This is a genomic window from Pigmentiphaga soli (genome assembly GCF_039541095.1).
In the GTDB taxonomy this organism is placed as follows: Bacteria; Pseudomonadota; Gammaproteobacteria; order Burkholderiales; family Burkholderiaceae_B; genus Pigmentiphaga; species Pigmentiphaga soli.
Genome location: NZ_BAABFO010000001.1, coordinates 471,552 through 491,702, shown reverse-complemented (window position 1 = coordinate 491,702; position 20,151 = coordinate 471,552). Strand labels below are relative to the sequence as shown.

The following is a 20,151-nucleotide window of genomic DNA, read 5'->3' as shown; positions in this document are numbered from 1 at the left end:
TGCTGGTGTCGCCGCGCCAGCGCCTGGCGCGCCGGGCCGGCCCGCAGGCGCCGCATCGCGACCCCCGCGGCCAGCAGCGCGAGGTCGGCCTGCGTGGCGGGCGCCAGCGGCGCCGGATCCATGGCCGTCAGTTCACGCGCGGCCTCGTCGACGCGCCCGATCAGCAACAGATGCCGGATTTCCAGGCAGCGCGCATGCGCCGCGTTGACCCGGTCGCCATGGGCTTCGAGCGCCGCCCGCGCCGCGCCGAGCGCCCGCGCGGGCCACGCGAGGTCGCGCGCGGCCAGCGCGATCTCGGCCTCGGCCAGCGCGCACTTGGCGCGCGCCGCCGCATCCTTGTGGCCGAAGGCACGCGCCGCGCTGCGCATCAGCGCCCGGGCGCGCGCGAATTCGCCGAGCTGCGCCAGCGCGATGCCGCGCAACGCGAGCGCAGGCGCATCGCCGCGCAGGGCGACCCGATTCAGCGCGCCCACTGGATCGCCCGCCGCGAGCGCGCGCGCCGCGGCCGCGATGAACATGTCCATGCAGTATCCGCCCCGCCTGCCGGCTTGCGTCCGGCGGACGGCTTCCGGCCCATCGTCACCGCCTTGCGGCGGTCCGGCCTAATCTATCATGCCCATGCGCGGCCGGCGCGCCCCGCCCGCGGCCGGCCGGCAGCCACTGTGGCATGGCCATTGCTTCATTCCATGCACACCCCGGCGATGCCGCGAAGCAGTGCGCCAACCCGGCGCCGGCGGCCCGCCTCGCATCCGATCCGTGCACGGCTACCCGCCGATGCACCGTTTCGGGATGGAGTCCGCCATGAACTCATCGATTCTCAAGAAGCTCCAGGACTATCTGCTCCGGATGAGCGCGCCGCTGGTACTGATTTCGCCGGACGGCGAAGAAGCCGTGTGCCTGATGGAGCCGTTCGTGTCCCTGCTGGCGCAGGGGCCGCGGCCGCAGGAAGCGGCCGCCGACGGCGCGGCCGATGCCGGGGAGGCCGCCGCGCAGCGCCCCGCAGACCCGGGCGTATTCCAGTTCGGCGCCGCACACTAGAAGCGACCGGCGGGTCCGGCGCCTGAGCCGTCCTATGCCGCCGCGTGCGCCCGGTGCGGGAAGAAGCGGCGCTCGAAATACTTCGCCGTCTGCGCCAGGCCCTGCTCCACCCGCGTGCGCGGCGCCCACCCCAGCATGTCGCCCGCCAGCGAGATGTCGGGGCAGCGCCGCACCGGGTCGTCGGCCGGCAGCGGCCGGAACTGGATTTCCGACGTCGACCCGGTCAGCCCGATGATCTTGTTGGCGATCTCCAGCATCGTCATTTCCTCGGGATTGCCGAGGTTCACCGGTCCGCAGAAATCGTCCGGGCTGTTCATCAGCCGCACCAGGCCGTCGATCAGGTCGTCCACGTAGCAGAACGCGCGCGTCTGCGAGCCGTCGCCGTAGACCGTCAGCGGCTCGCCGGCCAGCGCCTGCATGATGAAGTTGGACACCACGCGGCCGTCGTCGGGGTGCATGTTCGGCCCGTAGGTGTTGAAGATGCGCGCGATCTTCACGCACAGCCCGTACTGCCGCCGGTAATCGGCGAACAGCGTCTCGGCGCAGCGCTTGCCTTCGTCGTAGCAGGAACGGATGCCGTTCGGGTTGACGTGGCCCCAATACCCTTCGCGCTGCGGGTGCTCGGTCGGATCGCCGTACACCTCGCTGGTCGAAGCCTGCAGGATCCTGGCCCGCAGCCGCTTGGCCAGGCCCAGCATGTTGATCGAACCGTGCACGCAGGTCTTGGTGGTCTGAACCGGGTCGTGCTGGTAGTGCACGGGCGAAGCCGGGCAGGCCAGGTTGTAGATTTCATCGACCTCCACGTACAGCGGGAAAGTGATGTCGTGGCGCAGCAGCTCGAACGAGGGATGGCCCATCAGGTGCGCGATGTTGGCCTTGGAGCCGGTGTAGAAGTTGTCGACGCACAGCACTTCGTGGCCTTCCCCGAGCAGGCGCGCGCACAGATGGGAACCCAGGAAGCCGGCGCCGCCGGTGACCAGGATGCGTCGGGAATGTCGTTCTCTCATGGATTCATCTCCTAGGCCGTGCCGGCCGGTTCGGGGCAGCGGGTGACCAGCGCCAGCGCGGCCATCCAGTCGTCGACGAAGCGTTCGATGCCGAAGCGCTCCATGGCATACAGGCGCCCGGCCTCGCCCCAGTCGCGCGCCAGTTCCGGGTCGGCCAGCAGCTCCTGCATGGCGTCGGCCAGGCGATCGAGGCGGGTGTCGACGTAGCCGTTGACGCCGTTGTCGATCACGGTGGCCAGTTCGGTGGTGGCCAGCCCGACCACCGGCACGCCGGCCATCATCGCCTCGACCACCGACAGGCCCAGGCTGGTGTAGCGGATCGGGTTGAAGAAGAAGCGGTAGCGCGACACGAACTCGGCCACGCCGGTGTTCGATATCTCGCCCAATCCGCCCATCGATTCCGAATCCATGCCGATCAGGTCCAGCGGCGCCTGGGCGCGCAAGGCCTCGAACACGTCGGCGCCGAGCCGCCGGCCGCGCCGCCGCAGATGGTTGACCACGGCGATGCCGCGCGGCAGGTCGCCGCGGTACGCCACGCCGGGCGGCAGCAGCACGCCGTGCTCGATCACGCGGGTCGGCGTCTGGCCGCTGTCCCACATCAGCGCGTTGAACGGCGTCACGTGGACCAGCAGGCCGTGTTCCTCCTGGAACCAGTGGCTGGTATTGGTGGGATGGGCCTGCGGCGGATCGTGCTCGATATAGACGAAGGGCAGTTCCTGCTGGCGCGGCGACAGCAGCCGGTGGCGGTCCTCCAGATAGGGCTGGCGCGACTGGAACAGCACGCAGTCGAAGTCGCGTTCGCCCACCTGGTCCCACGGCACTTCGTGCACGTTCGGTCCCCACGGCAGGCCGCCGCCCAGGCCGGCATAGCCCGGCGGGTTGCCCGGCCGGGTGACGACGTAGAAATCGTGCGGCACCTGGCTCAGGTAGTACAGGTAATTGCCGTGCACGTGCCAAGTCAGGATGCGCAGGCGCGGCGGAATACGGCGACGGTCAGGCATGGGTCGGCTCTCCGGCAAGCAGTCGGCGCGCCTGGGCCAGCACCGGTTGCGGCGACAGGCCCACGGCGCAGGGATGCCCGATCGGGCACTCGTGGTGGGCGCACGGCCGGCACGGCATGTCTTTCCATACCACCCGGTGGCGGACGCGGTCGAGCGGCGCCCAGCGGCGCACGTCGCTGCCCGAGGCCACCACCACGCTGGGCGTGCGCATCGCGGCGGCCACGTGCGACACGCCGGTGTCGTTGCACACCAGCAGCCGGCAGCGCGCCAGCAGCGCGGCCAGCCCGCCCAGGCTGGTGCGGCCGGACAGGTCGTGCGCCGGCACGCCGGCGGCATCGATCAGGCTGTGGACCAGCGGCCGCTCGTCGGCGCCGCCGGTCACGGCGAGATGCCAGCCGGCGTCGCTCAGCGCCCGCATCACCTGGGCGAAGTACGCCACCGGCCAGCGGCGCGACGGCAGCCGCGCGCCGGGATGGAAGACCACGGTGCGCGGCGGGCGCAGGCCCAGGTCGTCCACCAGCGCCTGGGCCTCGTGGCGGTCGGCGGTGGCGAGCGGGAATTCGAGCGCGCTGCTGCGCACCGGCAGGCCCAGGAAGCGCATCAGTTCCACGTAGCGCTCGGGCTCGGGCAGGCGGTCGGGCCAGGTCATGAAGCCGGCGCCGCGCGGCTGGCCGGCCGGCTTGAAACCGGCCACGGCGCGCGCGCCCAGGCGCTCGACCAGCGCGTTGGTGGAGGCGCCGCTGCCGTGCAGCTGGATGGCGAGGTCGAAACGCTGCCGCCGCGCCCATTCGAAAAAGGCCGGCAGCCGCGCGGCCCGCGGAGGCTGCTCGGGCATGCCTTCGGCGCCGGGGAAAATGGCCAGCTCGTCGATGTAGTGCGCAAAGCGTTCGACGAAGGCATGGGCCGTGTCGAGCCCGATCAGCGTTATGCGAGCCTGGGGGAAGGCTTCGCGCAAGGCGCGCAACGCCGGCACCGAACACAGCATGTCGCCCAGCTGCAGCGCGCGGAAGACGGCGATGCGCTGCGGCGCTTCGCGTCCCCAGACCGGGATCGAGGGCAGCGCGGTGGATTCCGGCGCGTGCCACTGCGACGACTGCCGATCCGGCGTCCCCACCGTCACCGGCCCGGGCACCGGCAGGCCGTCGCCCGCCGGACGCAGCTCGGCTTTCTCCAGCGTGGCTTCCATCATCGGGGCGTTCATAGGAACCCCACCCGGAAATGCCAGGCGCCGCGCAGCCGCCAGAACAGCGCCAGCGGCGGAATCAGCACCGAGGTCAGCAGCATCTCGGCCACGTGCGCGGGCGAGCGCGAGGTGTTGCGCAGCCGCCGGAGGCAGAAGGCCAGCGTCAGCACCGCCCACACCGCCAGGCCGAGCCCGGCCAGCCACGGCAGCCCGGCGACGGCGCCCGCCACGGCCGCCAGCAGCCCCGCCACGATGGCGACGTAGTGCCACGGCGGCCGGGGCCGGATGCGCATGCGATACAGCCGGGGATGCTTTTTGTACAGCAGCGCGTCGAAGAACACCTTGCGCTGCTGCGATACGCTGATGCCGCGGCGCGCCGGCCGCACCGGATGCAGCACCACCGCATCGTTGGCGCGCACCACCGGCAGGCCGGCCTCCAGCAGCATGAATTGCAGGTCGGAATCCTCGCGCCACGCCATCGTGAAGCGTTCGTCGAAGCCGCCCACGGTCTCCAGCGCCGAGCGGGTCACGAAGCAGTTGGCGGTGGCGAACTCGGCGCGCGCCAGGCCGCTGGCGTCGACCTCGTAGTCGGTGGGGCGCGGCGGCAGCGGCACCACGATGCGGCCCACGGCCGCCGCCGCGCCGGTGGCCAGCGCGTGGCAGCCGCGGCGCAGCCAGTCGGGCTCGGGGATGGTGTCGTCGTCGGTGAAGGCGATGACCGGTGCGCGGGCGATCTCCCAGCCGCGGTTGCGCGCGGCCGAAGGGCCCTGGGTGCCGGTCACCGGCAGGTAGCGCACCTGGGGTCCGTCTTCGGCCGCCGCGCGGGCGGCGATCTGCTCCACCGCGGCGCGCGTGTCATCGTCCGGGCCGTCGTCGGCCACCACGATCTCGTAGCCCCCTTCGAAGTCCTGGCCCAGCAGCGCCAGCAGGCAGCGCGTCAGCATATCGGGCCGGCGGTAGGTCGGCACCACGATCGACGCCTGGATCGGCATGGAAGCCGGGACGAATGCCTCCGGTCCCCGTGTGTCGTGCAAGCGCGCCGGCGTGCTCATGACCGCTTCTCCAGCAGGAACGACCCGATCGCCAGCGCGTCGAGCGGCGAGGTCCAGAAGCTTTCGATGGCGTCGCGCGGGGTGCAGACGATGGGCTCGCCGCGCGTGTTGAACGAGGTATTGACCAGCACCGGCACGCCGGTGCGCCGTTCGAACGCCGCCAGCAGGTCGTAGTAGGCCGGGTGCTGGTCGCGCCGCACGGTCTGCACGCGCGCGGTGCCGTCGGTGTGGCGCACCGCCGGGATCCTGGCCGCCTTGTCGGGCAGCACGTCGAACACGAACAGCATGAAGGGGGCGACGATCGGGCCCGGCCGGCTGGTGGCGAACCAGTCGCGCGCGCGTTCCTCCATCACCACCGGCGCCACCGGGCGGAAGTCCTCGCGGTCCTTGATCTCGTTGAGCCGGGCCTGCATGCCGGGGTCGATCGGCGAGGCCAGGATGGAGCGCGCGCCCAGCGCGCGCGGGCCGAATTCCATGCGGCCCTGGAACCAGCCGATGATCTTGTCCTGCGCCAGCAGTTCGGCCACTTCCTCGGCCACGTTGTCCATGCGGCGGTAGGCCAGCTTGGAGCGCTGCAGGAAGGCTTCGATCTCGTCGTCGCCGAACTCGGGGCCGAGGTAGGCATGCTCCATTACCCAATGGCCGGCGGCGTGCTTGCGGTGGGCGGCGTCGACCCACAGCGCCGCGCCCAGCGAGGTGCCCGAATCGCCCGAGGCCGGCTGCACCCAGATCCGCTCGAACGGCCCGCGTTCGCGCAGCCGCGCGTTCATCACGCAGTTCAGCGCCACGCCGCCGGCCATGCACAGGTCCTGCGCGCCGGTCTCGCGGTGCAGCCAGTCGGCCATCCGGCCCACCGTCTTCTCCAGCGTGGCCTGCAGCGAGTGGGCGATGTCGAAATGGCGCGCCTCCAGCGGGCCGCCGCGTTCGCGGGGCGGCCCGAAGCGTTCGGCCAGCCGCGCCGGCGCCACCGTATAGCTGCCGTCATCGGCCACGCGCACGATGTCGTCGAAGAAATCGACGTGGCTCGGCTCGCCGAACGAGGCCAGCGCCATCACCTTGTATTCGTCGGAGGAATGCAGAAAGCCCAGGTAGCGGGTCACCTCCTCGTACAGCAGGCCGAGCGAATGCGGCAGGTCCACCTGCTTGATGCGATGGTAGCGGCCGTTTTCGTACAGGCCGTAGCTGGTGGTGGCCCGCTCGCCGCGGCCGTCCATGGTCAGCACCGCCGCGCGGTCGAAGGGCGAGGCCAGGAAGGCGCTGGCCTCGTGCGACAGATGATGCTCGACGTAGTGCCAGCGCGCGGCGATGGCCTCGGCATCGGCGCCGCGGAAACGCGCCTGCAGGTGGTGCGGCGCGCCGCTGGCCAGTTGCCGCGGCGCATTGACGATGTACGACAGGAACAGCGGATCCCACGGCGACGTCGAGGCGTCGGGCCGCCGGACGCGCGACGGCTCGAGCGGCAGCTCGATGGTCTCGCCCCCGCGTCCTCCCGGCAGCAGCGACGGGTCGTACGAATAGGCGAAGTGGTCGACCTGCATCAGGTCGATGCCCGCCACCGACAGGCAATAGTCGATCGCGTGGAACGGCAGCTGCCAGGTGGTGAACGGCACCGGCCGCTTGCCGTGCTTGACGTGCGTGAAGCGCTCTTCCTCGGCGGCGGCCAGCACCTCGCCATCGCGCACCAGCGTCGCCGAACAGTCGTGGTAAACCGCGTTGATTCCCAATGTGTACATGCTGGGGGCTCCTCCAGGGGCAAAGATCAGGCGGCGTCGCGCCGCCCGCCCGGCGACAGGCGGGCGGCGCGAAGCTCTCCGGCGGCGTGCGCCACTTCGGCGGGATCGACCCCGGCCAGGCAGGCGTGGTGGCCGGCCACGCAAACGCTGCGATAGCAGTACTTGCAGGACACGTCGCGGTACAGCAGGCGATGCGGCACCTGCCACGGCGCATGCTGCGGATTGGTCAGCGCATACAGGTCGACCACCGGCGTGCCGACCGCGGCGGCGATGTGGACCGGACCGCTGTTGTTCGATACCAGCACGCTGGCCTCGGCCAGCAGCGCGCCCAGCTGGCCCAGCGACAGCCGCCCGGCCAGGTCGATGGCCGGCACCGCGGCGGTCGCGCATACCGCGGCCACCAGATCGCGTTCGCCGGGGCCGCCCGTCACGACCAGCGGCGCCCCGGTCTGCGCGGCCAGCAGCCGCATCGCCTGGGCGAAGCTGGTGGGCGGATAGCGGCGCGACGGCGCGCTGGCGCCGGGATGCACCACGATGCATTCCGACGCATCGGGCACGCCGTGCGAGGCCAGCAGCGCGCGCACCGCCGAACGGTCGGCCGGCAGCACCTCGAACGCCAGCCGCGCATCGTCGGCCCGCGCGCCGACCGCCGCCACCAGATCGAGCTGGCGCTGCACCTCGTGCCGGCCGTCGTCTTCGGGGCCGCCCTCCTTGACCCAGTCGCTCAGCAGCCGGTACGGATTCTCGCGGCAATGCGCCAGCACGCGCGGGATGCCAGCCAACCGGCAGGCCATCGCCGCCGGCAGCGGACTCTGGCTGTAGACGGTAAAGATCACCGCGGCATCGAAGGCGCCGTTGCGCAGCCGCTCGATCAAGGCCAGGTCGGCCGCCGGGCCGTCGTCGCGGGCATTCTTGACCCACGGCGCGTCATAGGCGATCACGCGTTCCAGGAAAGGCAGGTGCGGCCGCAGCGCGGCGCCCGACGGCGAGGCCAGCATGGTCAGCCGCCGGCCCGGCACGGCGGCGTGCAACGCGCGCATGGCGGGTGTCGACATCAGCACGTCGCCCAGGTTGTCCAGGCGCACGCACAATACGTTGGCGGCATCGCGCCATTCCGTGGCCATCGATGATTCCTCCTGTCGCTGCGCGACATCCTCCCCGAGGGCGGGCGCGCTCATGCCGCCTCCGGCGCGGCGCAGCGCGCCACGATGTGCGCGGCCTGCGCGAAATCCTGCACCGTGTGGTGCGGCGTGCGCAGCGGGCCGGGCACCCATTCGGTTTCGTTGCCGTTGTCCACCAGGATGGTGGAACAGCCCGCGCGGCGGCCGGCTTCGACGTCGTTCAAAATATCGCCGATGAACCACGAGCGTTCCAGCGCCAGCCCCTGCTCGCAGGCCGCGCGGCGCAGCAGCCCCGGCTCGGGCTTGCGGCAGAAACAGCGCAGCGCGTAGCCGGGCCGCAGCGCATCGGGCAGGTGCGGGCAATGGTAGAAGCCGGCCAGCCGAGCGCCGGCGCGCGCGAACATCCGCGCCAGGCGGCGCCGCACCCGCGCCAGGTCGGCCTCCTCGAACAGGCCCAGCGCCACGCCGGGCTGGTTGGTGATGACGATCAGCGGCCAGCCGGTGGCCGCCAGCAAGGCCAGCCCTTGCGGCACGCCCGGCGCGAAGCGCATGCGCGCCGGGTCGACGTTGTGCGGCACGTCGTCCAGCAGCGTGCCGTCCTTGTCGAGGAACACCGCCGGCGTCATGGCCACGAGGTCTCCCGCATCGGCAGCACCATCACTTCCGGGATCACCGTCTCGGCCGGCTGGGTCAGCACGAAGCGCACGGCGCGCGCCACGTTGGCCGGATCCTGCAGGGTGCCGGCATCGATGTCGGGAAAGCGGTCGAGCAGGAACGGCGTGCGCATGCCGCCTGCCACCACCGCCGACACCTTGATCCCGTGCGGCCGCAGCTCGGCATGCAGCGCATGCGACAGGCCCAGCAGGCCCCACTTGGTGGCGTGGTAGGCCGAGGCATTGGGCCAGGCCCGCTTGGACGCGGTGGACGCGATGTTGACCACGTGCCCGCGGCCCGAGGCCCGCAGCCGCGGCAGCGCCAGCTTGGTCACCAGGAACGGGCCGGTCAGGTTGGTGCGCAGCACGCGCTCCCAGTCGGCCACGGCCAGCTCCTCCATCGACAGCGTCACGTCGATGGCCGCATTGTTGATGACCGCGTCCAGCCGCCCGAACGACTCCACCGCGCAGTCGATCGCCGCGCGGATCTGCCCTTCGTCGCCCACGTCCATCGCCACGCCGCGGGCCTTGCCGCCGAGCTGTTCGGCCGTCTGGCGCGCCCGCTCGGCATTGAGGTCGGCCACCAGCACCTGCGCGCCGGCGGCCACCAGTTCGCGGCCGATCGCCGCCCCCAGGCCGCGGGCGCCGCCGGTCACCAGTACCGCCAGGCCTTCCAGGGCATTGTCTTGAACGGGTTCCCCGGACTGAGGGGTGGATTGCTGTGCCATCTGCGCTCCTTGCGTTTATGGATTCATGGTCCGTATGAGTTCATGCCTGCCGGCCGCGGCCGCCGCGCCTACTCCACCGCCGCCAGCGCCGGCACGATGGCGCGGCCGGCCGGCACGTGGATACGCGCGGGCTCGGACACCGCCACCCGCTCGTAGACGCGCGCCAGGTCGCTGGCCACGCCGCGCCAGGTGAAGAGCCGCCTGGCGCGCTGCCGTCCGCTGCGCCCCAGCCGCCGTCGCAGGGCCGGATCGGCCGCCAGCCAGGCCAGCCGCTCGGCCAGCGTGCCGGCGTCGCGCGGCGGCACGAGGAAGCCGGTGCGGCGGTCCTGCACCGTATAGCGGATGCCGCCCACGTCGGCGCCGATCACCGGGCAGGCGCAGGCCATCGCCTCGACCGGCGTGATGCCGAACGGCTCGTACCATGGAGTGCTGACGAACACATCGGCCGCGCCGTAGAACATGCGCAGCTGGTCGTGGTCGCGCCGGCCGCAGAAGGTGACCAGGTCGGACACCCCCTCCTCGGCCGCGATGCCGCGCAGGCGGCCGAGCTCGGGCGTGGCGCGCTCGTCGGGCTGCACCGAATTGCCGCCCACCACGTACAGCCGGGCGTCGACCGCATGGCGCCGCCGCAGCACGCCGACGGCGCGGATCACGTTGTCGACGCCTTTGCGGGGCACCATGCGCCCCAGCTGGAGCACCGAAAACGCATGCGGCGCCCAGCCCAGCGCGCGGCGGGCGGCGGCCTTGTCGACCGGGCCGAATTCGGTCACGTCGAAGCCGCAGGGCACGATGTCGATCCTGGACGGGTCGGCGCCGTACAGCTCGATCAGGTCCTGGCGGTCCTGGGGGCACTCCGCGATCAGGCAATCGGCTTCCCGCACCAGCTGGCTCTCGATCTCGGCGCGGATCTCGGGAAAACGGTCGGCCGCGCCCTGGTGCAGGCGGCGCACGCGGTCCAGCGCATGGAAGGTCACCACCAGCGGCAGGCCCAGCGCGCGTACCGGCTGCAGGGCCGCCAGGCCCGACATGAAGAAGTTGGCGTGGATCACGTCGTACGACGGCGACTGGCGTTTCATGAAGCGCAGCAGGAAGCGGCCGAAGGGCTCCATGTGCGGCAGCAGGTCTTCCTTGGCCAATGCGGTCGGCGGCCCGGCCGGCACATGGATGACGCGAATGCCGTCGAGCCAGGGAAGGATCAGCGGCTGAGTGGGATCGTCCTGGCGGGTGAACACGTCCACCCGATGCCCCATGGCCGCCAGCCGGCGCGCGACATTCGCCACATAGACGTTCTGGCCGCCGCTGTCGATACTTCCGGCCATCGCCAATGGCGACGCGTGTTCGCTTATCAGTGCAATCGTCAGCATGTCGTTCCCTGTCAGGTCGGCGTGGGGAACGACGCATCGCACGATTCGTGCCCAATGCACGCCGTCGCGGTGCACGGTCGGGCTGGAATCCCGCAACAGGCGGGAAGCGGTTCTCCGGCGAGCAATAGTTGCAGGCGCCCGCGCGGCTTTTACATGGATGAATGCATGGATGAATGCGCTAAGCGGCACGGGCCTGCTGGAGCATTCAGCCCAGTGTCAGGCCGCGCGTCTCGGTCGTCGCGCGGCCTTTGGCGACCGCCTTCAGGCAATACGCCACGGTGCCGGCGAAGGCTTCGTCGTACCAGGGATTGGCGCCGCTGACGCCGACCACGATGCCGTCGACGCAAACGCTGCCCCAAAGCGTGGAGTCGCCGCCCCGCAGCAGATGGGGATACAAGGCCTGCACGCGATGGCTGTCCATCCCGGTGCGCCAGCTCAGCATGGCCTTGCCGCGCGCGAAGGCGGCGTAGTCGGCGTCCCAGCGCTCGCGATCGCCGACGGCGTGCTCATATAGGACGGCCTGCTCGAAATCGCAGCCCGAGGACGGCCCCAGCGCCGGGTCCATGACGACGATGTACAGGAAGCCGCTCTCGCCCACGTAGGCGTGCCGCATCGCGGCCTCGATCAAGGGCAGCGCCATGCGCACGGCCTGTTCGGCGGCGGCGCGGTTCGCGTAATGGCTCGATGCGGCGGGAAAAGGGGGAACGGTCATGGAAGCTCCTGGGCTAAGGTCTGTGGAGGTCGAAGCCGCGGGACGATCATCCCTGCGGCCGGGGCCGGCGCACCAGGCCGGCGATGGTGGCAATCAATTGGCCGGGATCGACCGGCTTGACCAGATGCACCTGGAAGCCGGCCAGCAGGGCGCGCATCCTGTCTTCCTGGCTGCCGCGCCCGGTCAGCGCGACCGCCGGCACCAGGTCGGCCAGCGCAGTGCCGCGCTCCGATTCGATCGCCCTCATGTCGCGCAGCACCTGATAGCCGTCCTCGTCGTCGCCCAGCGAGATGTCGCACACCAGGGCGTCGGGCCATCGGTCGGACGGCAGTTCGCGCAGGAGGGCCAGCGCCGCCTTGCCGGAGGTCATGGTCTGGACCGAGGCGGCGCTGGACTCGAGCACGGCCTGCACGGCCTCGAGCGCGTCGCGCTGGTCGTCGATCGCCATCACGCGCACGCCCTCCAGCGAGGGCGGGCGCGCCGGCCCCGCCGGCAGAGCGCGGGCGGGCGCCGGCGCGGCCACGGCGCGCAGCGGCAGGCGCAGCACGTAGGTCTGGGCCCCCGTGCCGGCCGCGGCATGGCTGGACAATTGCCCGCCCTGCTGTTCCACCAGCGCGCGGATGCGCAGCGGATCGAACACGGCCGACGGCACCGGCGCCGGCCCGGGCTCCAGCCCATAGGCCGGCACGCCGAGGTCGCTGCCGGCACTGGCGTCGCGGCCATCGGTAACCGACAGCAGCGCATCGCCTTCGACCGCGTCCAGCCGCAGTTCCATGCGGCCGCCGGCCGGCGTGATCGCGATCGCATTCGAGCAGATTTCGGACACCACCTGCTGCAGCGCGCTCGGATCGCCTGTCACGCGGAACGGCGCGGTGCCCATCAAGGTATAGAGTTCGATGTCGCGCTCTTCCAGCACCGGGCGCAGGCCGTCGAGCACGCCCGCCACCAGCGCCAACAGGTTGACCGGCTGGCGCGTGAGCTGGCGGCTGGTGCGTTCGAGTTCGCTCTGCTGCCGCTGCAGGCTCCACATCTTCGCATACAGGCCTTCGCGGGCCAGCAGCTCTTCATGGCGGCCGCGCTCCACGATCCGGCCCTGCTCCAGCACCAGGATCTCGTCGGCATCGACCACCGTGGACAGGCGGTGCGCGATGACCAGGGTGGTGCGGTTGGCGGCCAGCCGCGACAGCTCGCCCTGGATGGCGCGCTCGGCCAGCGTGTCGAGCGCCGAGGTGGCCTCGTCGAACACCAGGATCGGCGGGTTCTTCAGGATCGCGCGCGCGATCGCGATGCGCTGGCGTTCGCCGCCCGACAGCTTGACGCCGCGCTCGCCCACAAGCGTGTCGTATTGCGCCGGCAGCGCGCTGATGAACTCGTGGATGCGGGCCGCGCGGGCGGCGTCGATCACGTCGGCCATCGATGCGCCGGGACGGCCGTAGGCGATGTTGTAGGCAATGGTGTCGTTGAACAGGATGGTGTCCTGCGGCACCATGCCCACCGCGGCGCGCAGGCTTTTCTGGCTGACCGTGTTGATCGGCTGGCCATCGATGACGATGCGGCCCTCGTCCACGTCGTAGAAGCGAAACAGCAGCCGCGCCAGGGTCGACTTGCCCGAGCCGCTGCCGCCCACCACCGCCACCGTGCCGCCCGGCGCGATCGTGAAATTCACGTTCCACAGGATCCGCCGGCCGGGCTCGTAGCCGAAGCTGACCGATTCGAACCTCACCTCGCCGCGCCCCAGCTTCAGCGCCGGCAGCTTGGAGTCGTCCTCGATGTCGGGCCGCTGCTCCAGCAGCGCGAACAGCCGCTCGGCATTGATGGCGGCGTCGCGCGACTGGCGGAACACGAAGCCCAGCGCGTTCAGCGGCAGGCTGATCTGGATCACGTAGGCGTTGACCAGCACCAGGTCGCCCACCGTCATGCGGCCCAGCGCCACTTCGCGCCCGGCCAGCAGCATGACGGCCGCCACCCCCACCGCGATGATGGCGCTTTGCCCCACGTGCAGCGCCGACAGCGCGTGCTGGTTAGCGATGCCGGTGCGTATCCAGCGCTGCAGGATGCGTCGGTAATGACGCTGCTCCATCGCCTCGTTGGTGTAGAACTTGATGGTTTCGTAATTGAGCAGGCTGTCGACCATGCGGCCGCCGGCGGCCGAATCGATCTCGTTCATCTCGCGCTGGAAACCGGCGCGCCGCTCGGTCATGAACACCGTGAAGACGGCATAGGCCACCAGCGTGCACAGCACGATCGCGCTGAACCAGACGCTGTAGCCGACCGCCATCACGCCGGTCACCGAGCCGATCTCGACCAGGGTGGGCACGATGGTGAACAAGCCCACGCCCAGCAGGAAGGCGATGCCGGCCACGCCGCGCTCGATGTCGCGCGCCAGCGCGCCCGTCTGGCGCGAGGCATGGAAGCGCGGTCCCAGCCGGTGCACGTGCTCGAAGGTGCGGGCGTTGAAGCCGGCCACCACCGACTGCATCACCGGCGCGAACACCACGTCGCGCAGCTCGCCGAACAGCGTGCCGAGGAAACGCACCAGCGCGTACGCCAGCAGCAGGAAGATGGGGATGGCCGCCACCTGGCCGGGACCGGGCCGGCTCATCTCGTCGACGATGACCTTGAGCAGGCCCGGCACCGCCACCATCACCAGCTTGGCCGCCACCATCAAGGCCAGCGCCGCCGCCACCCGCCGCCGCTCGGCCAGTATCTCCGGCCATAGCGCGAGCAGGACGCGGCGGGTCGCGTGGCGGTCGGAACGCGTATCGGTCAAGACTATCCTCCTTGCTGCGAGCGCCCGCATGCCCCCACGGGCGCACGGCCGGGCGGCCGGATCGCCGGGTCTTCTAGTCCGCGGAGTTCACCAATCGGTACATGGCCCGCACCGGGGGCGGAATCACCTGCCGCCGGCGCAATACCCAGGGCAGGCCGCGCAGCGCGGCCGACGCGACGCCCAGCGCGATTCCCTGGCGCGCGGCCTCGCGCCATACCTTCACGGTCTCGCGCCAGGCGGCGCGCAGCGGCAGCCGCAGCCAGGCCACCCACAGCGCATTGCGCAGCAGCAGCCGGCGGCGGCCGGCGCGGTCGCGCTTGGGCGACGGGAAGTGCCGCGTCACGATGGCCGGGCAATAGACCATCTGCCAGCCGCGCGCGGCCAGGTCCAGCGCCACCAGGGCTTCCTCCGCGCCGATGAACAGCTGCGGCGCGTAGCCGCCCACCGCCATGAAGGCGTCCACCCGCATCACCGATGCGCCCGCCATGAAGCCGAGGATGGCGCGTCCCGGCAGGCCGTCCGATGCCAGCGGACTGCGCGCCATGCCGGCGGAGGCGGGGTCCTCGCGCCCTTCCGGGCCTACCAGGATGCGTGCGCATAGCACGGCGATGCGCGGATGCGCGTCCAGCAGCGCGGCGGCGCGCGCCAGCGCATGCGGCTCCCAGCAGGTGTCGTCGTCGCAGAACGCCACGTAGGGCGTGCGGACGGCGGCCACGCCCAGGTTGCGCGCGGACGCGCCCACATTGCGCGGCGACTCGATCGCTCTTACCGCCGGGAAACGCTCGCGCAGCGCATGGGCCGTGCCATCCACCGAACCGTTGTCGACCACGATCACGGGCGGCTTCTCGGGCAGCGCCAGCAGGCCGGCAATGGTGCGCATCACCTCGCCGAGGCGATTGCAGGTCAGCACGACCACCGACACGCGCGACGCCGGCGATTCATCCTGCGATTCATCTTCGCTCACTGCCGCCCTCCTCGTCGTCCAGCAACCAATACCGCTCCGGCAAAGCGGTATCGTCGTAGCCGCCCTCGCCGAAGGCCCGCAGCTGGCTGGCATAGCAGCGCACCGCCTCCTGCTTGCGCTGCGCCGCGCGGTCATCGGCGGCGGCCCACGGCGTGGCGCGGATGCCGCGCCGCGCCAGTTCGGCCACGCGCGACTGCACCACGCCGCGCATGCGGCGATACAGCGCGTCCTCGTACGCCACCCAGCGGCGGCCACGGTCCACGCGCCGCTGCAGCAACGCGCCTTCGTGCACCAGCGCGTGATCGGAATGGAACAGGCCGAGCGGAATCAAGACCGTGTCGATGCGCTGCCCGGCCAGCTGCGGCGCCAACCGCGCCGCGACGTCGGCCGGGGCGCAAGGCTGGCCGTACTGGCTGTCCACCAGGTCCAGCCAGACCGGCTCGACATCCAGCACGCGGGCCGCCCGGGCATCCTCCTGGCGGCGCGCCTCGACGGCCTGGCGCGCGCCCTCGAACCCGCAGCGCCGGTCCCAATCGGGCGCCTGGCCGCCGGCCGGCACGCCGGCGAACACGGTAATCAGCAAGGCGCCGGGACGCGCGGCGAGCAGTTCGCCGCAGCCGAACACGCCGTCGTCCAGATGCGGCGAAATCACGGCCACGCGGCCGAGATCGGCGAAACGAGCGGGAATCCCCTGCATGGGTAATTTCTTCGAGAGCGTGTAGTTGTTGCCGCCGGGGCGCGCTCGGCGCCTCGTCGCGGGGCCTGGGGAAATCCAGGCCCAATGCACCAGCAAACTCCATGCCGCAACGCCGCGAACCCATGGTGCGCGGGAGCGTCGGCCCGGTGGGCAAGAGATTTGCTCATCCGCAGCAACACGAGGCCGGCGCCGGAGCCGCGCCAGGGAGAAGCCTGATGACTTTCGACTGGTCCGACATATTCGGCATCCAGACCCCGCCGCTGGAAATGATCGTGCGCGGCACGGCCATGTACTGGTTCCTGTTCGCGCTGCTGCGCCTGGCGGGGCGCCGCGACATCGGCTCGCTCGGCATGGCCGACCTGCTGGTGCTGGTGCTGGTGGCCGATGCCGCCGGCAACGCGATGTCGAGCAATTCCGATTCGACGACCGACGGCATGATCGTGGTGGCGACATTGATTTTCTGGAGCGTCGCGGTCGACAGGATCGGCTATTTCTTCCCGTGGACCCGGCGCATCCTCGAACCCGACCGCGTACTGCTGGTACGCGACGGCGTCATCCAGAAGCGCGGGCTGCGGCACGAGTACATCACCGTCGACGAATTGCTGGCGGAACTACGCATCAAGGGCGTCGACGACGTACGGGACGTGCGCTGCGCCTACATGGAATCGGACGGCGAGATCAGCGTGGTCCGCCGCAACCCGGACCGCAACGGGCAGCCGGGCCGGCGCCGGGGCGGCCCCAACGGATGAGCAGCGCCGTCATCGTCGCTGCACGCCTTGCATGCGCCGCTGCGACCGCGCCCTGGCGCGACGCTGCGGCGGCGTGTGGCACGGCGGTTGCTCAAAGCCCGCCGGCTGCCGGTCCGGCAGCGTATCTGGAGAAACACGATGGCCAACAGCACTCGTCCGGGGCGCGGCTTCGCGTCGATGGATCCTCAGCGGCAGCGACAGATCTCCGCGCGCGGCGGACGCGCGGCGCACCAGTCGGGCAACGCCCACGAATTCACGCCGGAAGAAGCGCGGGCAGCCGGTGCGCTGCGCCACCGCCAGCCGCAGCAGCAAAGCGCCGCCACGCCGCAGGCGGACGGCCGCCGCGCCGACGCCGATGGAGAATCGGAAAAATAGCCGCAAGAACCGCGACCACCTCCTTACCGCGCGCTGCCCAGCAGCGCGCGCAAACGGGTCTGCGCGGGAGTTTCTTCACGCGCGGGCGGCGGCACGAGCTCCGTCCGCACGGCTTCGCGCGCCTCTGCGCCGGGCACGTCGATCTGCCGGATGATCCGGCCTTCGGCGTAGACGAACACGGCGTCGGCCAGCGCCACGACATCGTCCACGTCGTGCGTGATCATCACCATGGGGATGTCCCACTGGCGCCGGATGCGGGCCAGTTCCTCGCGCAGCGACGCACGCAGCATCGGATTGAGCGCGGCGAACGGCTCGTCGAGCAGCAACAGGCGGGGCTCGCGCGCCAGCGCGCGGGCCAGCGCCACGCGCTGCTGCTGGCCGCCCGACAGCGACGACGGGCGGCTGCCCGCCATCGGCCGCAGGCCCAGGCTATCGAGCAAGGCGTCCACCCGCTCGCGCTGCGCGGGGGCCAGCCGCCGCCGGCACCATGAACGCAGCCCGAACTCCACGTTCTGCCGCACCGACAGATGCGGGAACAGCGCGTAGTTCTGGAACAGATAGCCCACTTCGCGCCGCGGCGCCGGCACGTCGACGCCCGCCGCCGAATCGAACAGCGCGCGGCCCCCGACCCGGATGTGCCCCGAGGCCGGCCGCAGCAGGCCCGCGATCGCCTGCAGGGTGAGCGACTTGCCGGCGCCGGAAGGACCGTACAGCACGGCCACCGGCACATCCGTCGCGAACCGCGCCGCCAGTTCGAAGCGCCGATGGCGGTCGGCCACCGCCACGCGGATGTCGACGTCGATCATCGCGCGACCTGCACCACGGGACGTACCGCGCCCGATCCAGGACGCCGCGGATCCGGCTCCGCCGGTCCGCCGGCGTCGCCCCTTGAGGGGCGCGCGAAGCGCGTAGGGGTGGGCCTCATTCTTTAAGGCTTGCTGAAACCGTAGCGCGCCAGAATGGCCTGCGCCTGGGCGCCTTGCAGGTAGTCGACGAAATCGCGCGCGGCGGCCTTGTTGCGGCTGTCGGCCACCACGGCGACCGGATAGGTCACGGGCGTATGGCCGGTCACGGTCATCACGATCTTGACCTTGTTGCCCATCAGCGCGGCGTCGGTACGGTAGACGAAGCCGGCGTCGACCTCGCCGCGGCTGACGTAGTCGAGTACCTGGCGCACGCTGTCGCCCTGCACGAACTTCGACTGCAGCACCGGCCACAGATCGGCCGTCTCCAGGGCCTGCTTGGTATAGGCGCCCACCGGCACCGACTCGACCTTGCCGATCGCGATCCTCTTCACCTTGGGGCCGTTCAGGTCGTGCAGCGTCCGGATTTCGGGGCCCTGCTGCGCCGGCTCGATCAGCACCAGCGAATTGGCGGCGAAATCGTGCCGCGTGGCGGTGTCGAGCAGGTTCTGCTTCATGCCCCGGTCCATCGTGGCCTGGTCGGCGCTGGCGAACACGTCGGCCGGCGCGCCCTGGCTGATCTGCTGCAGCAGCGCGCCCGACGCGGCGAAATTGAAGCGCACCGTGGTGCCGGGCCTGGCGGCCTCGAAGCGGGGGCCGATTTCCTTGAAGGCGTCGGTCAGGCTGGCGGCGGCCGACACGGTCAGTTGCCCGGCGTGGGCCGCCAGCGGCAAAGCGAGCGACAACAGCAGCGACGACAGGATGCGGGAAGGACGCATGGGGCTCTCCAGTGGCTAGCGAAGCGATAGATAACGGGTGGATGCGGCCAGGATGCCGATCGATAGCAGCGACGTGACGATCACCAGCAGCAATGCGAGATCGTCCTTGCCGGCCTGGACGGCGTCGTAGATGGCCATCGACAGGGTCTGGGTCTGGCCGGGGATCGACCCGGCCACCATCAGCGAGGCGCCGAATTCCCCCATCGCGCGGGCGAAGGCCAGCAGCGTGCCGGCCAGGATGCCGGGCCAGGCCAGCGGCAAGGTTACGCGCAGGAACACCGAGAACGGCGATTGCCCCAAGGTGCGGGCGGCGGCCTCCAGCGTGCGGTCCACTTCGGCGAAGGCGGAACTGGCCGACTTGAGCACCAGCGGCAGCGCCACCAGGGCCGACGCGACCACCGCGCCGTGCCAGTTGAAGATGATGGTGTAGTCGAAGTGCTCGCGCAGCCATGCGCCCAGCGGGCTGCGGCGGCCGGCGGCCACCAGGATGCCGTAGCCGATGACCGTGGGCGGCAGCACCAGCGGCAGCATGAAAGCCGACTCCAGCAGCAGGCGGCCCGGAAAGCGCCGGCGCGCGAACAGCCAGCCCAGCGCCACGCCCAGCGCGAGCGCCACCAGCGTCGCAACGAATGCGACCTTCAGCGACAGCGTGAGCGGCGACCAATCGACGGTAGACAGCGGGGGCATGCGCGGATGTACGAATACGTAATATTCTTTTGAATATTGCGGATTGTCTCACAACAACGACGGCGCGTGAGCAATAACCGCAGCTCCATCAAAAGAAAAGGCCGGCTGGCCGCCGGCCCGCTATGTACGGTGGAATTGTCCGCTCGGCCTGGTCCGCAGCGGAAAAGCGGTGCAGCCCGCGGCGTGCCCGGACTGCCGGATCAGGGCGCCAGCAGCCGGGTCAGCGCGGCGATGTCCTGCGCGGCGGCCGTGCGGGCGGTGGTCTCGATGGCGCGGTAATGGCGGATCACCTGCTCGCCCACCGGCGTCAGCTCCGTTCCGCCGCCGCGCGCGCCGCCGGCCGACGTATTGACCGCCGGGCTGTGCAGCGCGCGGTTGGTCTCGTCGATCAGCATCCAGGCGCGCCGGTACGACATATTCATCTGCCGTGCCGCGGCCGAAATCGAGCCGGTCTCGGCGATGGCTTCCAGCAGCGCCACCTTGCCGGGGCCGATGGCGATGCCGTCGTCCCGGTAAATGCGCATGCGGAACTGGACCTTGAATTTCATGGGTGGGCCGGGAGGAAAAAAGAAACGCGGCGCACCGTTCCGATGCGCCGCGTCGATTCTCGCACAAGCCGGCCGGCCGCGGCACAAT

The 20,151-nt window shown here is 71.0% G+C and carries 20 protein-coding genes and 1 pseudogene; 3 read left to right on the top strand and 18 right to left on the bottom strand.

All coding sequences use genetic code 11. From position 1 onward, the window contains the following. Nucleotides 1–524 (bottom strand): annotated as a pseudogene (locus ABD927_RS02380) (helix-turn-helix domain-containing protein); the annotation flags it as partial. A 277-nt stretch (nucleotides 525–801) separates the two neighbouring features. On the opposite strand from ABD927_RS02380, the gene ABD927_RS02375 reads away from it, so the two are divergent. Continuing rightward, nucleotides 802–1,038 carry a hypothetical protein gene (locus tag ABD927_RS02375; RefSeq protein WP_345245908.1) on the top strand — a complete coding sequence of 79 codons (237 nt, stop codon included), beginning with the start codon at nucleotides 802–804 and terminating at the stop codon, nucleotides 1,036–1,038. Between the two features lie 32 nt (nucleotides 1,039–1,070). On the opposite strand, the gene ABD927_RS02370 is transcribed toward ABD927_RS02375, so the two are convergent. The 13 genes from ABD927_RS02370 to ABD927_RS02310 form a co-directional block, all read right to left on the bottom strand. Beyond that, nucleotides 1,071–2,045 carry a UDP-glucuronic acid decarboxylase family protein gene (locus tag ABD927_RS02370; RefSeq protein WP_345245906.1) on the bottom strand — a complete coding sequence of 325 codons (975 nt, stop codon included), beginning with the start codon at nucleotides 2,043–2,045 and terminating at the stop codon, nucleotides 1,071–1,073. An 11-nt stretch (nucleotides 2,046–2,056) separates the two neighbouring features. Next, nucleotides 2,057–3,046: a glycosyltransferase gene (locus ABD927_RS02365; protein ID WP_345245904.1), complete on the bottom strand. Its 990-nt coding sequence runs from the start codon at nucleotides 3,044–3,046 to the stop codon at nucleotides 2,057–2,059. Further along, nucleotides 3,039–4,247 (bottom strand): glycosyltransferase family 9 protein, encoded by a 1,209-nt coding sequence (locus ABD927_RS02360; RefSeq protein ID WP_345245902.1) that lies wholly within the window; start codon nucleotides 4,245–4,247, stop codon nucleotides 3,039–3,041. Before ABD927_RS02360 ends, ABD927_RS02365 begins: the two co-directional genes overlap by 8 nt. Then, on the bottom strand, nucleotides 4,244–5,281 hold the full coding sequence (locus ABD927_RS02355; RefSeq protein WP_425570149.1) for a glycosyltransferase family 2 protein: 1,038 nt from the start codon (nucleotides 5,279–5,281) through the stop codon (nucleotides 4,244–4,246). Before ABD927_RS02355 ends, ABD927_RS02360 begins: the two co-directional genes overlap by 4 nt. Beyond that, nucleotides 5,278–7,014, bottom strand: coding sequence for a carbamoyltransferase family protein (locus ABD927_RS02350; protein ID WP_345245900.1), 1,737 nt, complete (start codon nucleotides 7,012–7,014; stop codon nucleotides 5,278–5,280). The genes ABD927_RS02355 and ABD927_RS02350 overlap by 4 nt, the downstream gene beginning before the upstream one ends. 26 nt (nucleotides 7,015–7,040) lie before the next feature. After that, nucleotides 7,041–8,138 carry a glycosyltransferase family 9 protein gene (locus tag ABD927_RS02345; protein ID WP_345245898.1) on the bottom strand — a complete coding sequence of 366 codons (1,098 nt, stop codon included), beginning with the start codon at nucleotides 8,136–8,138 and terminating at the stop codon, nucleotides 7,041–7,043. A 50-nt stretch (nucleotides 8,139–8,188) separates the two neighbouring features. Further along, the gene (locus ABD927_RS02340; RefSeq protein ID WP_345245934.1) at nucleotides 8,189–8,761 is read right to left on the bottom strand and encodes a D-glycero-alpha-D-manno-heptose-1,7-bisphosphate 7-phosphatase; all 573 of its coding nucleotides are present in this window, start codon (nucleotides 8,759–8,761) and stop codon (nucleotides 8,189–8,191) included. Continuing rightward, nucleotides 8,758–9,516 (bottom strand): SDR family oxidoreductase, encoded by a 759-nt coding sequence (locus tag ABD927_RS02335; protein WP_345245896.1) that lies wholly within the window; start codon nucleotides 9,514–9,516, stop codon nucleotides 8,758–8,760. Before ABD927_RS02335 ends, ABD927_RS02340 begins: the two co-directional genes overlap by 4 nt. A gap of 68 nt (nucleotides 9,517–9,584) precedes the next feature. Next, complete coding sequence (locus ABD927_RS02330) at nucleotides 9,585–10,877, bottom strand: glycosyltransferase family 4 protein (RefSeq protein WP_345245932.1); 1,293 nt, start codon at nucleotides 10,875–10,877, stop codon at nucleotides 9,585–9,587. Between the two features lie 208 nt (nucleotides 10,878–11,085). Then, the gene (locus tag ABD927_RS02325) at nucleotides 11,086–11,592 is read right to left on the bottom strand and encodes a hypothetical protein (RefSeq protein WP_345245894.1); all 507 of its coding nucleotides are present in this window, start codon (nucleotides 11,590–11,592) and stop codon (nucleotides 11,086–11,088) included. A 46-nt stretch (nucleotides 11,593–11,638) separates the two neighbouring features. Continuing rightward, nucleotides 11,639–14,362 carry an ABC transporter transmembrane domain-containing protein gene (locus ABD927_RS02320; protein ID WP_345245892.1) on the bottom strand — a complete coding sequence of 908 codons (2,724 nt, stop codon included), beginning with the start codon at nucleotides 14,360–14,362 and terminating at the stop codon, nucleotides 11,639–11,641. A gap of 73 nt (nucleotides 14,363–14,435) precedes the next feature. Beyond that, complete coding sequence (locus ABD927_RS02315) at nucleotides 14,436–15,326, bottom strand: glycosyltransferase family 2 protein (RefSeq protein ID WP_345245890.1); 891 nt, start codon at nucleotides 15,324–15,326, stop codon at nucleotides 14,436–14,438. Continuing rightward, entirely contained in the window at nucleotides 15,313–16,023 is a 711-nt protein-coding gene (locus ABD927_RS02310) for a PIG-L deacetylase family protein (RefSeq protein WP_345245888.1), read from the bottom strand. The genes ABD927_RS02315 and ABD927_RS02310 overlap by 14 nt, the downstream gene beginning before the upstream one ends. 215 nt (nucleotides 16,024–16,238) lie before the next feature. On the opposite strand from ABD927_RS02310, the gene ABD927_RS02305 reads away from it, so the two are divergent. Both ABD927_RS02305 and ABD927_RS02300 read left to right on the top strand, forming a co-directional pair. Continuing rightward, a complete protein-coding gene (locus ABD927_RS02305; RefSeq protein WP_345245886.1) occupies nucleotides 16,239–16,772 on the top strand; it encodes a DUF421 domain-containing protein in 534 nt (177 codons plus the stop codon). Between the two features lie 138 nt (nucleotides 16,773–16,910). Beyond that, on the top strand, nucleotides 16,911–17,147 hold the full coding sequence (locus tag ABD927_RS02300) for a KGG domain-containing protein (protein WP_425570148.1): 237 nt from the start codon (nucleotides 16,911–16,913) through the stop codon (nucleotides 17,145–17,147). A 23-nt stretch (nucleotides 17,148–17,170) separates the two neighbouring features. Here ABD927_RS02300 and ABD927_RS02295 read toward each other — a convergent pair whose 3' ends face one another. From ABD927_RS02295 to ABD927_RS02280, 4 genes are all read right to left on the bottom strand, one after another. Further along, nucleotides 17,171–17,953 (bottom strand): ABC transporter ATP-binding protein, encoded by a 783-nt coding sequence (locus ABD927_RS02295; RefSeq protein WP_345245884.1) that lies wholly within the window; start codon nucleotides 17,951–17,953, stop codon nucleotides 17,171–17,173. Nucleotides 17,954–18,075: 122 nt separating this feature from the next. Then, a complete protein-coding gene (gene modA, locus ABD927_RS02290) occupies nucleotides 18,076–18,828 on the bottom strand; it encodes a molybdate ABC transporter substrate-binding protein (protein ID WP_345245882.1) in 753 nt (250 codons plus the stop codon). Nucleotides 18,829–18,843: 15 nt separating this feature from the next. Continuing rightward, nucleotides 18,844–19,515, bottom strand: coding sequence for a molybdate ABC transporter permease subunit (gene modB, locus ABD927_RS02285; RefSeq protein ID WP_345245880.1), 672 nt, complete (start codon nucleotides 19,513–19,515; stop codon nucleotides 18,844–18,846). Between the two features lie 200 nt (nucleotides 19,516–19,715). Then, on the bottom strand, nucleotides 19,716–20,063 hold the full coding sequence (locus ABD927_RS02280) for a winged helix-turn-helix domain-containing protein (protein WP_345245878.1): 348 nt from the start codon (nucleotides 20,061–20,063) through the stop codon (nucleotides 19,716–19,718). Between the last annotated feature and the right edge of the window lie 88 nt (nucleotides 20,064–20,151).

What these genes read in the sequence shown, in the direction of transcription:
- modB (WP_345245880.1), bottom strand. Translation starts at nt 19,515, where the DNA reads ATGCCCCCGCTGTCTACCGTCGATTGGTCGCCGCTCACGCTGTCGCTG.
- ABD927_RS02350 (WP_345245900.1), bottom strand. Translation starts at nt 7,014, where the DNA reads ATGTACACATTGGGAATCAACGCGGTTTACCACGACTGTTCGGCGACG.
- ABD927_RS02295 (WP_345245884.1), bottom strand. Translation starts at nt 17,953, where the DNA reads ATGATCGACGTCGACATCCGCGTGGCGGTGGCCGACCGCCATCGGCGC.
- ABD927_RS02375 (WP_345245908.1), top strand. Translation starts at nt 802, where the DNA reads ATGAACTCATCGATTCTCAAGAAGCTCCAGGACTATCTGCTCCGGATG.
- ABD927_RS02335 (WP_345245896.1), bottom strand. Translation starts at nt 9,516, where the DNA reads ATGGCACAGCAATCCACCCCTCAGTCCGGGGAACCCGTTCAAGACAAT.
- ABD927_RS02370 (WP_345245906.1), bottom strand. Translation starts at nt 2,045, where the DNA reads ATGAGAGAACGACATTCCCGACGCATCCTGGTCACCGGCGGCGCCGGC.
- ABD927_RS02300 (WP_425570148.1), top strand. Translation starts at nt 16,911, where the DNA reads ATGGCCAACAGCACTCGTCCGGGGCGCGGCTTCGCGTCGATGGATCCT.
- ABD927_RS02310 (WP_345245888.1), bottom strand. Translation starts at nt 16,023, where the DNA reads ATGCAGGGGATTCCCGCTCGTTTCGCCGATCTCGGCCGCGTGGCCGTG.
- ABD927_RS02325 (WP_345245894.1), bottom strand. Translation starts at nt 11,592, where the DNA reads ATGACCGTTCCCCCTTTTCCCGCCGCATCGAGCCATTACGCGAACCGC.
- ABD927_RS02360 (WP_345245902.1), bottom strand. Translation starts at nt 4,247, where the DNA reads ATGAACGCCCCGATGATGGAAGCCACGCTGGAGAAAGCCGAGCTGCGT.
- ABD927_RS02355 (WP_425570149.1), bottom strand. Translation starts at nt 5,281, where the DNA reads ATGAGCACGCCGGCGCGCTTGCACGACACACGGGGACCGGAGGCATTC.
- modA (WP_345245882.1), bottom strand. Translation starts at nt 18,828, where the DNA reads ATGCGTCCTTCCCGCATCCTGTCGTCGCTGCTGTTGTCGCTCGCTTTG.
- ABD927_RS02365 (WP_345245904.1), bottom strand. Translation starts at nt 3,046, where the DNA reads ATGCCTGACCGTCGCCGTATTCCGCCGCGCCTGCGCATCCTGACTTGG.
- ABD927_RS02345 (WP_345245898.1), bottom strand. Translation starts at nt 8,138, where the DNA reads ATGGCCACGGAATGGCGCGATGCCGCCAACGTATTGTGCGTGCGCCTG.
- ABD927_RS02340 (WP_345245934.1), bottom strand. Translation starts at nt 8,761, where the DNA reads ATGACGCCGGCGGTGTTCCTCGACAAGGACGGCACGCTGCTGGACGAC.
- ABD927_RS02280 (WP_345245878.1), bottom strand. Translation starts at nt 20,063, where the DNA reads ATGAAATTCAAGGTCCAGTTCCGCATGCGCATTTACCGGGACGACGGC.
- ABD927_RS02305 (WP_345245886.1), top strand. Translation starts at nt 16,239, where the DNA reads ATGACTTTCGACTGGTCCGACATATTCGGCATCCAGACCCCGCCGCTG.